Source organism: Pseudothioclava arenosa (assembly GCF_002358085.1).
GTDB lineage: Bacteria > Pseudomonadota > Alphaproteobacteria > Rhodobacterales > Rhodobacteraceae > Pseudothioclava > Pseudothioclava arenosa.
Genome location: NZ_NTJD01000005.1, coordinates 74,164 through 86,953 on the forward strand (window position 1 = coordinate 74,164; position 12,790 = coordinate 86,953).

Below are 12,790 nucleotides of genomic sequence, written 5' to 3' on the forward strand. Positions count from 1 at the left end.
CGCCCGCGATCTCGACAGGGCGGGCCGGATGTGGTTTGGAAGGGCAATCGGTTTTTTCAGGGATCAGGGCGGATGAGCGATATTGACGCGATGAGTTTCGAGCAGGCGATGAAGGAACTCGAAGGGGTCGTCGGCCAGCTCGAACGCGGCGATGTGGCGCTCGATCAGTCGATCGCGCTGTATGAACGCGGCGCGGCGCTGAAAGCGCATTGCGCCAAACTTCTGAAGGCCGCCGAGGAGCGGGTCGAGAAGATCACGCTCGATCAGTCGGGCCAGCCCACGGGCACCACGCCGGCTGAAGGGCTCTGATGTTCGAAGCGCGCCTGCAAGAGGTTCAGACCGCCGTTCAGGCCGAGCTGGACGCTGCGATCGCACGGCTGCCTGAGGGTGGCCTGCGCGATGCGATGGCCTATGCCGCGCAGGGCGGAAAACGCCTGCGTGCTTTCCTCGTGCTGGAAAGCGCGGCACTTTTCGGCATCTCCGAGGCGCAGGCCCTGCCCGCCGCCGCCGCCGTCGAGGCGCTGCACGCCTATTCGCTGGTGCATGACGACATGCCCTGCATGGATGACGACGACCTGCGCCGCGGGCTGCCCACCGTTCACGTGAAATGGGATGAGGCGATGGCGGTGCTGGTCGGTGACGCGCTGCAGACGCTGGCGTTCGATCTGTGCTGCACGCCCTCGCTCGGGCCCGCCGAGCGGCGCATCGAACTGGTCGCGGCGCTGGCGCGCGCCTCGGGCGCCGAAGGCATGGTGCTGGGACAGGCGCTCGACATCGCCGCCGAAAGCGCCCCCACCCCCCTGACCCTGCCCGAGATCACCCGGCTTCAGGCGGGCAAAACCGGCGCGCTCATTCGCTTTTCCGCCGAGGCGGGCGCGATCCTCGCAGGTACCGATCGCGCGCCGCTGGCGACCTATGCCGATGCGCTCGGGCTGGCCTTCCAGATCGCGGATGACATCCTCGATGTCGAGGGCGACGAGGCCGCCACCGGCAAGCGTGTCGGCAAGGATGCGGACGCCGGCAAGGCGACCTTTGTTTCGCTTCTGGGGCTCGATGCGGCGAAATCGCGCGCCGCCGAACTGGTCGAAGCGGCCGAATCCGCCCTTGCCCCCTATGGTGCGGCCGCGCAAAACTTGCGGGATGCGGCGCGCTTCGTTATTGCCCGCAGGAATTGACCTGAACCCGGGACGCATGATGAGCGAGACCCCGAAGACCCCGATCCTGGATCGCGTGCGCCTGCCCTCTGACATGAAGGGGCTGAGCGACCGCGAGCTCAAGCAACTGGCCCAGGAATTGCGCAGCGAGACGATCTCGGCTGTCTCCGTCACCGGCGGCCATCTGGGCGCGGGTCTGGGCGTGGTCGAGCTGACCGTGGCGCTGCATGCCGTTTTTGACACGCCGCGCGACAAGGTCATCTGGGACGTCGGCCATCAGTGCTATCCGCATAAAATCCTGACCGGGCGGCGCGACCGCATCCGCACGCTGCGCATGGGCGGCGGGCTGTCGGGCTTCACCAAGCGCTCGGAAAGCCCCTATGACCCGTTCGGCGCGGGCCACAGCTCGACCTCGATCTCGGCGGCAGTGGGCTTTGCCATGGCACGCGAGCTGGGCGCGGAAACGGGCGATGCGATCGCGGTGATCGGCGACGGGGCGATGTCGGGCGGCATGGCCTTCGAGGCGCTCAATCACGCGGGGCACCTTGGCAAGCGCGTTTTCGTCATCCTGAACGACAACGAAATGTCGATCGCGCCGCCGGTGGGCGCACTGTCGAGCTACCTGACCCGGCTTTACGCCGAGAGCCCGGTGCAAGACCTCAAGGCCGCCGCCAAAGGCGCGATGAGCCTCTTGCCCGAGCCGCTGCAGGAAGGCGCGCGCCGTGCCAAGGAGATGCTCAAGGGCATGGCCGTGGGCGGCACGCTCTTCGAAGAGCTGGGCTTTTCCTATGTCGGCCCGGTCGACGGGCATGACCTCGACCAGCTGCTGCCGCTCTTGCGGATGCTGAAGGCGCGGGCGACCGGCCCGGTTCTGATCCATGCGCTGACCAAGAAGGGCAAGGGCTATGCCCCCGCCGAAAACAGCGCCGACCGCGGCCACGCCACCGCGAAATTCGACGTTGTGACCGGCGCGCAGGTCAAGGCGCCCTCGAACGCGCCGAGCTACACCAAGGTCTTTGCGCAAAGCCTGCTGGCGGAGGCCGAACGCGACGAGAGGATCGTCGCGATTACCGCCGCGATGCCCGATGGCACCGGCCTGAACCTGTTCGCCGAGCGTTTCCCGCGCCGCTGTTTCGACGTGGGCATCGCCGAGCAGCACGCCGTGACCTTCTCGGCAGGGCTGGCGGCGGGCGGGATGAAGCCCTTCTGCGCGATCTATTCGACCTTCCTGCAACGCGGCTACGACCAGATCGTGCATGACGTGGCGATTCAGCGCCTGCCGGTGCGTTTCGCCATCGACCGCGCCGGGCTGGTGGGCGCCGATGGCGCGACGCACGCGGGCAGCTACGATATCGGGTTCCTCTCGAACCTGCCGGGCATGGTGGTGATGGCCGCCGCCGACGAGGCCGAACTGGTCCACATGGTCGCCACCGCCGCCGCCCATGACGAAGGCCCGATCGCCTTCCGTTATCCGCGCGGCGAGGGCATGGGCGTCGAGATGCCCGAGCAAGGTAAGCCGCTGGACATCGGCAAGGGCCGGATCGTCGCCGAGGGCGCGCGGGTCGCAATCCTGAGCTTCGGCACGCGTCTGGCCGAGGTTCTGAAGGCACGCGAGGCGCTGGCCGCGCGCGGGCTTGCGCCGACCGTGGCCGATGCGCGTTTCGCCAAGCCACTCGATACCGACCTGATTCTGCGGCTCGTCGCCGAACACGAGGCGCTGATCTGCATCGAAGAGGGCGCCGTGGGCGGCTTCGGCAGCCATGTCGCGCAGTTCCTGTCCGAGCAGGGCGTGTTCGACCGGGGCTACAAGTTCCGCTCGATGGTGCTGCCCGACACGTTCATCGACCACGCCAGTCCCGAAGCGATGTATCGCAGCGCCGGCATGAGCGCCCCCGAGATCGAGGCGAAGGTGCTGGAGCTTATGGGCGTCGCGGTCGCGAAACGGGCCTGAGCGCCGCGCGGGCGGTGCCCGCGGGATTTTGCGTATTTTCGCCAAGAAGAAGGGGGCGGGGGCGTTTCAGTGCCGTGAGAGCCGCCACATTTGCAGGATATATTGCGCCGTGATCAGGTCGAGATGCGCGCCGCCACCATTCTTGCACAGGGTGATCTCATCCGGACTTTGGCGGCGGAAATGGCCCGCCGCGATATCGTAATAATCCGCGACGATATCGCTTTCCGACATCACGCCGCGCGCGATCGGATCGCGGAATTCGCCGATATGGGCCACGGTCGTGGCGCGACTGTCGCAGAAGATCCGCGCGCGGGCGAGCGCGGCGTCATCGACCTCGCGCATGTCGGGGCGGTAAGCGCCGATCAGGTCCAGATGCGTGCCGGGGCTCAGCCAGTCGCCTTGCAGGTAGGGGATGGTCGCCATCGTCGTGCAGGCGATGATCTCGGCGCCGCGCACGGCTTGTTCGAGATCGGGCGCGGCTTGCACGCCCATTCGCGCGGCCAGTGCGGCGGCGGCCTCGGGGCGGCGTGCCCAGATCGCGATCTGAGCCTGCGGGAAACCGGCGCGGTAGGCCTCGACCATCGAGGCAGCCACGTTGCCCGCGCCGCAGATCAGGATGCGCCGCGCTTCGGGGCGGGCCAGAAGCCGCGCCGCCAGCAGGCTATCGGCCGCCGTTTTCCATTTCGTCACAAGGCCGAAATCGACCACGGCCTCAAGCATCCCGGTCTGATCGCTCAGCAGGTTCACCGCGCCATTCACCGCCGCGCGACCCTCGGCCGGGTTGCCGGGCAGGATCGACGCCGCCTTGACGGCAATGCCCAGCCCGTCGATCCAGGCCGAGCGGGTCAGGAGCGTGTCGGCGCCGCGATACAGAAACGTGTCGGCGACCTCGGCGCGCGGCAGGCGGTGCCCCGCGGCCATCGCCTCGGCCAGCGTCACCCAATCCAGCAGAGCTTCGGCCTCAGGACCAATCAGATCGACCATCAGGCGGCCTCCTCTTCACTCAGGAGCCCCTCGGCGACGAGCCGCGCGGCCCAGCCTTCGGGGCCTTCGAACAGATGGGTTTTCCAGCCGCGCAGATGGGCGGCGGCGATATTGTCAGCGCGGTCGTCGGTGAACAGGAGGTCGTGCCCGGCGAAGCCCGAGGCCTCCTCGACCATCTCGTAGATCCGCGCCTCGGGCTTGATAACGCCCATGTGGCCCGACACGAAAGCGCGGTCGAATTCTTCGAGGAACGGATAGAAATCGCGCGCGTAATCGAAGGTGCCGATGCCGAAATTCGTCAGCGAGAACACCGGCAGGCCGCGCGCCTGCAGCGCCTTCATCAGCCGCACCGAGCGCGGGATCACGGGGCTTGCCATCTCGATCCAGTCGTCGTGCCAGCGCCGGATCGCATCGCGCCAGCGCGGGTATTTCTCGGCCCAGTCAAAGACCGTCTCGCGCCAATGCCCGCCGCGGTCGATCACGTCGTTCATGCCGTGCAGGTCGACCTCGGAGAACATCGCGCGGCGGTCCTCTTCGGGCATGATGCGGTCGTAATGCCGCTCGGGCTGCCACTCGATCAGCACGTTGCCGATGTCGAAAACGACCGCCTTAACCATTCGCTTCCCTCATTGCCTTGCGTGCCACCCGGTCGAGCGCGTCCAGAAACCGCGAGCGGTCGGCCTTGGAAAAGGCGCGCCCGCCGCCCTGGCGAAACGGATCGGCCGAGCGCAGGTCGGCCATCAGGTCGCGCGTCGCCAGCACGTTGCCGATATTGGCCGGCGTCAGCGCCTCGCCATCCGGGCGCAGCACGGCCGCGCCCGCCTCGATGCATTTCGCCGCCAGCGGAATGTCATTGGTGACCACGACATCGCCGCGACCCGCATGTTCGGCGATATGCTTGTCGGCCTCGTCGGGGCCTTCGGACACATAGACCATGCGCACCAGCGGATTGGCCGAGGGCCGCAGCCCGCCATTCGAGACCAGCACCAAACCCACCCCGAGCCGCGTCGCGACGCGCTCGGCCTCGGCTTTCACCGGGCAGGCATCCGCATCGATCCAGATCACCGCCAGAGCGCCTCTGCATGGAAGGCAAGATGCTCGGGGATGAAGCTTTGCACGAACCAGTAGCTGTGGTCGTAGCCCGCCTGCATGCGGAAGGCACCCGGCTGGCGGCGGCGCATCATTGCATTGGCCAAAGCCTCGGGGCGGAGCAGGTCGAGGAACTGGTCGGTCGCGCCCTGATCGATCAAAACCTCTCCATCGCACCCGTATTCGTTCATCAGATGGGTCGCATCGTGATCGCGCCAGCTCAACTCATCCTCGCCCAGATAGGCGGTGAACTGCTTGCGGCCCCAGTCGCTTTGCGTCGGCTGCGCGATCGGCGCGAAGGCCGAAACCGAGCGGAACCGACCCGGCAGCCGCATCGCCAGCGTCAGCGCACCGTGCCCGCCCATCGAGTGACCGGTGATGGCCTGACGCTCTTCATCGAGGGCGAAATTCGCGGTAACGATGCGCGGAAGCTCCTCGGAGATGTAATCCCACATCCGGTAATGCGGCGCCCAGGGCGCCTGCGTGGCGTTCAGGTAAAACCCCGCGCCCTGCCCGAGATCATAGGCCTCATCATCGGCGACATCAGCACCGCGCGGCGAGGTGTCGGGGAAGATCAGCGCGACGCCATGCTCGGCCGCCCATCGCTGCGCGCCCGCCTTGGTCATCGCATTCTCATGCGTGCAGGTCAGCCCCGAGAGATACCACAACATCGGCACCGGTTGCGTTTCGGCCTCGGCGGGCAGGAACAGCCCGAAGGTCATATCGCAGCCCGTCACCTGCGAGGCGTGGCTATAGACGCCCTGCACCCCGCCAAAACACCGGCTTTCGGAAATCGCGCGCATGATACCCTCCTATCGCGTAACCCAGGCGATCACCGCCGGGATGGTCAGAATGCTGATCGCGGTCGAGATCAGGATGGCTGCGGAAACGCGCTGCGGCGCGACGCCGTAATGGCTGGCGAGGATATAGACATTCCCCGCGACGGGCAAAGCGGCGGCGGCGATCATCACGCCCGCCGCATAGGGCTCGACCCCGAAGAAATAGGCGGCGATGGCAATCGCGGCCGGATGCAGCACCAGCTTGCCGAACGAGAGCCAGACCGCCGGCCCCAGTTTCTCGGCATTCTTGTCGGCGAGCGAGGCGCCGATTGCAAACAGCGCGCCGGGCGTCGCCGCAGCCCCCAAGATCGCCACGAACTCGGCCAACGGGCCCGGCATCGGCAGGTGCAGCCGCGCCCAGATCAGCCCCGCCGCCATCGAGACGATCATCGGGTTCTTGCCCAGCCCCTTGAGTAGCGGCCAGAGGCTGATCCGCCCGTGCCGCGCCGCGGTGATGATCAGCGTAATCAGCGACGAAAACACGATCAGGTCGATCGCCAGCACCATCAGCACCGGCCCGACCGCCTGATCGCCGAGCAGAACCACCAGCATCGGCACGCCGAGAAAGCCGGTGTTTCCGGTCATCGCGGTATGGGCCTCCATCGCGGCCATGGTCAGCGGCTGGCCGCGCAGCTTCGCCGCGCCAAACCCGAGGAGCCACACGACGCCCGAGCCCAGCAGATAGGCGAGGAAGAAGGCCGGATCGAAGAGCTCTTCGATCGGCAGCGTCGCGGTAAAGCGGAACAGCATCGCCGAGAGTGCGAAGTAAAACACGAATTTCGTCAGCCAGGCCGTCGCTTCGGGCGGGAAAAACCGCACCCGGCCGGCAAACCAGCCCAGCCCGATCAGGCCAAAGAACGGAAGCGTTTTCAGAAAAATCGCCAGCATGTCGACAGGGCTAGCACGGGCCGCGCGCCCACGCCAGAGCGCGCGTTGGCAGCAAGCCGCGGCGCCTCCGGCGGGAGTATTTCAGGCTCGATGAAAAGGGGCGTCAGCCGCCCCCGATCAAGGCGCCCGCGGCAAAGACCAAGGCGCCGCCCAAGACCACCTGAAGGACAGCGCGGAAGAAGGGCGTCTCCATGTAGCGGTTCTGAATCCAGGCGATGGCCCAAAGCTCGACGAAAACGACGATCATGGCGATCGTGGTGGCTGTCCAGAAATCGGGGATCAGGTAGGGCAGTGCGTGGCCAAGCCCGCCGACGGCCGTCATGATGCCCGAGGCGAAACCGCGCTTGATCGGACTGCCGCGCCCCGAGATCACCCCGTCATCATGGGCGGCCTCGGTGAAGCCCATCGAGATGCCCGCACCGACCGAAGCGGCAAGGCCCACGAGGAAGGTCGTCCAGGTATCTTGCGTGGCAAAGGCGGTGGCGAAGATCGGCGCCAGCGTCGAGACCGAGCCGTCCATCAGCCCCGCAAGACCCGGCTGCACCCAGGTCAGGATGAACTGACGATGCGCGGCGCGGTCCTCTTCGGATTTGGTGTCTTCGTCGAGATTCTCGGCCACCAGTTTTTCGGCCTTCTTCTCGTGGCCCAGCTCGGCGGCGGCAAGATCACCCAGCAGCTTGCGCGTCGCGGCGTCGCTCGTGCGTTGCGCAGCGGTGGTATAGAACTTGCCCGCCTCGCGCTCCATCGCCTCGGCCTCGCCGCGGATGGTGTCGAGCGGTAGGTTCTTGGCCAGCCAGACCGGCTTGCGCGCGTAGAACCCGGCGACATGTTCACGCCGGATCAGCGGGATCACCTCGCCGAAGCGCTCTCGGAACCGTTCGATCAGCATCCGGCGGTGGCCATCCTCTTCGGTGGCCATGCCTTCGAAAATCTGGGCCGAACCGGGGTACTGCTCACGCAGAAGCTCTGCGTATTGACGATAGATGCGCGCGTCGTCCTCTTCCGACGAGATCGCCAGCGCGAGGATTTCCTTTTCATCAAGCTCGGAAAAACGGCGGCGCGAAGCAAATCCGGGGATCATGGCGGCTCCTTTTCTAGAACCATTCTAAACTAATCGGCCATGCAAAAGATGCAAGGCGGCATTTCGAACCGATTGGTTCACTTTTGACTTGCGAATCTAAACCGATGAGTTCATATAGCGACTGAACAGACCAGTTCAGTTACGGAGAACATCATGAAACGCATCGTCTATGGCATTGTGCTCGCAACGGCTTTGGCTGGCAATGCGCTGGCCGGTGGGATCGCCTTCGATCTGCCCCGGATCGACTTCGGAACGGCATCTGGCGACGTTGTGACGCAGGGGTGCAACCCCTTCGTTCAGCCCTGCGCCGACTGATCCGGGCCCAAGTGGCGCGCGCCGCGCGCCTCGGCGAGGTGGATTTGACGCTCGCGTTCGCGAAAACGCGCCCGGTCCGCCTCACCATATTCCGCGATACAGTGATGGCAGGACACGCCCGGCTCATACTCGGGCCGGAGTTTATCCTCGGCTGAAACCGGACGGCGGCAGGCGTGGCAACTGTCGTACTCGCCCTGCCGGAGTCCGTGCCGCAGGCTCACCCGCCCGTCGAACACGAAACAATCGCCGTGCCAGAGGCTGTCGCCCTCGGGAACCTCTTCGAGGTATTTCAGGATCCCGCCCTTGAGGTGAAAGACATCCTCGATCCCCTCGGCGAGCAGAAAATTCGTTGATTTCTCACAGCGAATCCCGCCGGTGCAGAACATCGCTAGGCGCTTGTTATGAAAGCGATGCGCGTTTTCGCGCCACCAGGCGGGAAACTCGCGGAAGGATTTCGTCTGCGGGTCGATCGCGCCTTCGAAGGTGCCGATCTCGACCTCGTAATCGTTGCGCGTGTCGATCACCACGACATCGGGCGCCGAGATCAGCGCATTCCATTCAGCCGGCTCGACGTAATGGCCGACGCGGGCGCGCGGATCGACATCGGGCTCGCCCATGGTCACGATCTCGCGCTTGAGCCGCACCTTCATCCGGCCAAAGGGCATCTCGCGCGCGCGGCTTTCCTTCCACTCCAGATCGGCGCAACCGGGCAGCGCACGCACATGCGCCAGCACCGCGTCGATGCCGTCGCGCGGGCCGGCGATCGTGCCGTTGATACCTTCGCGCGCCAAAAGGAGCGAGCCTTTCACACCCCCGGCCTCGGCCAACGCCAAGAGCGGGCCGCGCAGGGCAGCCGGATCGTCAAAACGGGTGAAATGATAGAGTGCAGCAACGGTGACCATGGCGCGGCCTTAGCGCAGCACGCGGGCCCGGGCAAGCGTGGCCACGCCGCACCCCTTGCAGAAATCGCCTGCATCGCCATTCTAGGCGCGACCCAGCACCGCCCAAGGAGCGCCTGATGACCAGCCCCTGCGAAGCCCTGATCGTGATCGACGTGCAAAATGACTTCTGCCCCGGCGGCGCGCTGGCCGTGCCCGGCGGCGATGAGATCATCCCGCGGATCAACGCGCTGATGCAGGAGCTGCCGGTGACGGTGCTGACGCAAGACTGGCACCCCGGCGACCATTCCTCCTTCGCCTCGAACCATCCGGGCGCGGAGCCGTTCGGACAGATCGAGATGCCCTATGGCCCGCAGACGCTCTGGCCCGACCATTGCATCTGGGGCAGCGAGGGCGCGGCCTTTCATCCGGCGCTGCATATCGACCCGGCGGACCTGATCCTGCGCAAGGGTTTTCGCGCGGGGGTCGACAGCTATTCGGCCTTTTTCGAGAACGACAAGGTCACACGCACCGGGCTTGACGGCTACCTGCGCGAGCGCGGCATCACGGATCTGACCTTTACAGGCCTCGCGCTCGATTTTTGCGTCGGCTGGTCGGCGATCGACGCGGCAAAGCTTGGCTACAAGGTGCGGGTGCTGGAAGGCGCCTGCCGGGCGATCGACCTGAACGGCTCGCTCGCGGCCGCGCGCGAGGCGATGCGCGCCGCCGGTGTCACGCTGGAGGCCTGAGATGCTCGATATCGCGACCCGCGTCTATAACCACAAATGGCAGATCGACTCGATCATCCGTTCGCTGATCGACACCGATTTCTACAAGCTCCTGATGTGCCAGTCGGTGTTTCGCAACAAGCCCGACACGGTGGTGAAATTCAGCCTCATCAACCGCTCGAAGGACATCCGGCTGGCCGAGCTGATCGACGAGGACGAGCTGCGCGAGCAGCTGGATTACGCGCGCGGGCTGAAACTTGCGCGCGGCGAAAGCACCTGGATGCGCGGCAACACCTTCTACGGCAAGCGCCAGATGTTCCGCCCCGATTTCATGGAGTGGTTCGAGAATTTTCAGCTGCCGCCCTACCAGCTGGAGGTGAAAGACGGCCAGTATGAGCTGACCTTCGAAGGCCGCTGGCACGAGGTGATGCTGTGGGAGATCCCGGCACTCGCGATCCTGATGGAGCTGCGCTCGCGCGCGGTGACACAGGCGATGGGGCGGTTCGAATTGCAGGTGCTCTACGCCCGCGCGATGACCCGCGTCTGGGAAAAGATCGAGGCACTGCGTGGCATCGAAGGCCTGCGCATCGCCGATTTCGGCACCCGCCGCCGCCACGGGTTTCTCTGGCAGGATTGGTGCGTGCAGGCGATGCTGGAGGGGCTGGGCGACGTGGCGCAGGGCGGGGCCTTTACTGGCACCTCGAACTGCCTGATCGCGATGCGCCGCGACATCGAGGCGGTTGGCACCAATGCGCATGAGCTGCCGATGGTCTATGCCGCGCTCGCGCAAAGCGACGCGGATCTGCGCGCCGCGCCCTACCGCGTTCTGGCCGACTGGCAGGACGAGCATTCGGGCAACCTGCGCATCATCCTGCCCGACACCTACGGCACCGAGGGCTTCCTGCAACGCGCGCCCGATTGGCTGGCAGGCTGGACGGGCATCCGCATCGACTCGGGCGACCCTGCGCGCGGCGCCGAAATCGCCATCGACTGGTGGAAATCGCGCGGCGAAGACCCGCGCGACAAGCTGGTGATTTTCTCGGACGGGCTCGATGTTGACAAAATCCGCGAGCTGCACGCGCAATTCGCGGGGCGTGTGAAGGTCAGCTTCGGCTGGGGCACGCTGTTGACGAACGACTTCCGCGGGCTGGTGCCCGACGATGCGCTGGCGCCCTTCAGCCTGGTCTGCAAGGCGGTCTCTGCCGATGGGCGCCCGACGGTCAAACTCTCGGACAACCCGCGCAAGGCGATGGGGCCGGCCGAAGAGATCGCGCGCTACAAGCGCGTCTTCGACATCGGCACGCAGGACGCCTTCGAGGTGATCGTCTGAGCCCGGATCAACCCGCGAAGGCGTTCAGGATCAGGTAGAGCACCGCCGCAAGCCCGGCCGAGGCCGGCACGGTGACGACCCAGGCCGCAGCCACCGTCAGCATATGCGAGCGGCGCACCAGCAGGCGGCGCGAACGTTCTTCGGGCGGCACGACCTTACCCTTGCTCAGCCCAAGCTGGCGCGCGCGGCGCTCGGCGTGCCATTCGCGGAAGAAGCCCACGCCAAAGATGCCGCCCACCGCGATATGCGTCGAGGACACCGGCAGCCCGAGCCAGGACGCGATGATCACCGTGATCGCCGCCGAAAGCGCCACGCAATAGGCGCGCATCGGGTTGAGCTTGGTGATCTCGGAGCCGACCAGTTTGATCAGCTTCGGCCCGAACAGCAAAAGCCCGACCGAAATGCCCAACGCGCCGGTCAGCATGACCCAGAGCGGGATCTGCACCTTGGCCGCGATATCGCCCATCTCGATCGTGTGCACGATCGCGGCGAGCGGACCGACGGCGTTCGCCACGTCATTGGCGCCATGGGCAAAGGACAGGAGCGCCGCCGACACCACCAAGGGTAGCGCGAACAGCGTCTTGAGTGATTTCTTGCGGTTCTCGAGGCCGCGCGACTGCCGCTCAATCAGCGGTTTTGAGGCGAGCCAGGACAGGATGCCAAAGCCGACACCGATCAGGATCGCCTGCAGAAGCGAAATCTTGATGAGCTGCTTGAGCCCCTTGAGCGCGAGATAGGCGGCGAAGGCACCGGCCATGATCCCGATCAGGATCGGCACCCATTTGCGTGCGGCACCGATTTTGTCATCGACATAGATGATCTTGACCTTGATCAGCCAGAGGAACCCGGCCGCGATAATCCCGCCCAGCAGCGGCGAAATCACCCAGCTCGCCGCGATCGCGCCAAGCCCGACCCAGTCGACCGCGCCAAAGCCCGCCGCAACGATCCCCGCACCGACCACACCGCCGACGATCGAATGCGTCGTCGAAACCGGGGCGCCCAGCCAGGTCGCGAGGTTCAGCCACAGCGCCGCGGCCAGCAGCGCCGACATCATCGCCCAGACGAAATGCGCGCTGTCAGCGACCTGGCCCGGATCGATGATCCCCTTGGCCACGGTCTTGACCACGTCACCCCCTGCAATCAGGGCGCCCGCGGTCTCGAACACCGCCGCGATCACCAGCGCACCGCCCAGCGTCAGCGCATTCGCGCCCACCGCAGGGCCCATGTTGTTGGCAACGTCATTGGCGCCGATATTCAGCGCCATATAGGCCCCGATCGCCGCAGCAGCGACCACCACGAAGTTCCACGGGCTGCCCATCAGCATCGCCGAGATCACCCCGGCCAGCACGATGAACGCCAGCGCCAGCCCCGGCGCGATCAGCGGCCGCGAGACGAACATCGTCGCCTCTTCCAGATGACCGATCCGCTTGAGATCCTTGTCGAGCGTCTTCCACTGGTTCACGGGTTTCTTGGTCGGGTCGGCCACTGTCACGATCCTGTCATCGGAGCTTTACATTGCCCGCGACCTACCCCGATTCCGCCCTTAAAACAAC

Annotated in this window: 14 protein-coding genes; 6 read left to right on the plus strand and 8 right to left on the minus strand. The window is 65.9% G+C overall.

The window, feature by feature from the left end; genetic code table 11:
• The first annotated feature begins 72 nt into the window (after positions 1–72).
• Genes CLN94_RS08040 through dxs form a run of 3 tightly spaced genes read left to right on the plus strand, consistent with a single transcriptional unit; the run spans position 73 to position 3,105 of the window.
• Entirely contained in the window at positions 73–309 is a 237-nt protein-coding gene (locus CLN94_RS08040; RefSeq protein ID WP_096433001.1) for an exodeoxyribonuclease VII small subunit, read from the plus strand.
• Positions 309–1,175, plus strand: coding sequence for a polyprenyl synthetase family protein (locus CLN94_RS08045; protein ID WP_096433003.1), 867 nt, complete (start codon positions 309–311; stop codon positions 1,173–1,175). Before CLN94_RS08040 ends, CLN94_RS08045 begins: the two co-directional genes overlap by 1 nt.
• Positions 1,176–1,194: 19 nt before the next feature.
• Positions 1,195–3,105: a 1-deoxy-D-xylulose-5-phosphate synthase gene (gene dxs / locus CLN94_RS08050; protein ID WP_096433285.1), complete on the plus strand. Its 1,911-nt coding sequence runs from the start codon at positions 1,195–1,197 to the stop codon at positions 3,103–3,105.
• Between the two features lie 66 nt (positions 3,106–3,171).
• Here dxs and CLN94_RS08055 read toward each other — a convergent pair whose 3' ends face one another.
• The 6 genes from CLN94_RS08055 to mbfA all read right to left on the minus strand — a co-directional run bounded on the left by CLN94_RS08055 (position 3,172) and on the right by mbfA (position 7,986).
• A complete protein-coding gene (locus CLN94_RS08055) occupies positions 3,172–4,092 on the minus strand; it encodes an ornithine cyclodeaminase family protein (protein ID WP_096433005.1) in 921 nt (306 codons plus the stop codon).
• Positions 4,089–4,706 carry an HAD family hydrolase gene (locus CLN94_RS08060; protein WP_096433007.1) on the minus strand — a complete coding sequence of 206 codons (618 nt, stop codon included), beginning with the start codon at positions 4,704–4,706 and terminating at the stop codon, positions 4,089–4,091. Before CLN94_RS08060 ends, CLN94_RS08055 begins: the two co-directional genes overlap by 4 nt.
• Positions 4,699–5,160: a YaiI/YqxD family protein gene (locus CLN94_RS08065; RefSeq protein ID WP_096433287.1), complete on the minus strand. Its 462-nt coding sequence runs from the start codon at positions 5,158–5,160 to the stop codon at positions 4,699–4,701. Before CLN94_RS08065 ends, CLN94_RS08060 begins: the two co-directional genes overlap by 8 nt.
• Positions 5,151–5,981, minus strand: a complete 831-nt coding sequence (fghA, locus tag CLN94_RS08070) for an S-formylglutathione hydrolase (RefSeq protein ID WP_096433009.1) — start codon at positions 5,979–5,981, stop codon at positions 5,151–5,153. The genes CLN94_RS08065 and fghA overlap by 10 nt, the downstream gene beginning before the upstream one ends.
• A gap of 9 nt (positions 5,982–5,990) precedes the next feature.
• A complete protein-coding gene (locus CLN94_RS08075) occupies positions 5,991–6,905 on the minus strand; it encodes an AEC family transporter (RefSeq protein WP_096433011.1) in 915 nt (304 codons plus the stop codon).
• 103 nt (positions 6,906–7,008) lie between these two features.
• Positions 7,009–7,986 carry an iron exporter MbfA gene (gene mbfA, locus CLN94_RS08080; RefSeq protein WP_096433013.1) on the minus strand — a complete coding sequence of 326 codons (978 nt, stop codon included), beginning with the start codon at positions 7,984–7,986 and terminating at the stop codon, positions 7,009–7,011.
• A 153-nt stretch (positions 7,987–8,139) separates the two neighbouring features.
• Here mbfA and CLN94_RS13990 point away from each other — a divergent pair, with 153 nt between their 5' ends.
• Positions 8,140–8,301, plus strand: a complete 162-nt coding sequence (locus CLN94_RS13990) for a hypothetical protein (protein WP_179300269.1) — start codon at positions 8,140–8,142, stop codon at positions 8,299–8,301.
• On the opposite strand, the gene trhO is transcribed toward CLN94_RS13990, so the two are convergent.
• Complete coding sequence (gene trhO, locus CLN94_RS08085) at positions 8,283–9,203, minus strand: oxygen-dependent tRNA uridine(34) hydroxylase TrhO (protein WP_096433015.1); 921 nt, start codon at positions 9,201–9,203, stop codon at positions 8,283–8,285. The genes CLN94_RS13990 and trhO overlap by 19 nt on opposite strands.
• Positions 9,204–9,319: 116 nt before the next feature.
• Between trhO and pncA the strand changes: the two genes are divergently transcribed.
• Both pncA and pncB read left to right on the plus strand, forming a co-directional pair.
• Positions 9,320–9,928, plus strand: a complete 609-nt coding sequence (pncA, locus tag CLN94_RS08090; RefSeq protein ID WP_096433017.1) for a bifunctional nicotinamidase/pyrazinamidase — start codon at positions 9,320–9,322, stop codon at positions 9,926–9,928.
• Position 9,929: 1 nt separating this feature from the next.
• On the plus strand, positions 9,930–11,237 hold the full coding sequence (gene pncB / locus CLN94_RS08095) for a nicotinate phosphoribosyltransferase (protein WP_096433019.1): 1,308 nt from the start codon (positions 9,930–9,932) through the stop codon (positions 11,235–11,237).
• Positions 11,238–11,244: 7 nt separating this feature from the next.
• Here the strand turns inward: pncB and CLN94_RS08100 are convergent, their stop codons facing one another.
• Positions 11,245–12,723, minus strand: coding sequence for an inorganic phosphate transporter (locus tag CLN94_RS08100; RefSeq protein WP_245845160.1), 1,479 nt, complete (start codon positions 12,721–12,723; stop codon positions 11,245–11,247).
• Positions 12,724–12,790 lie beyond the last annotated feature (67 nt).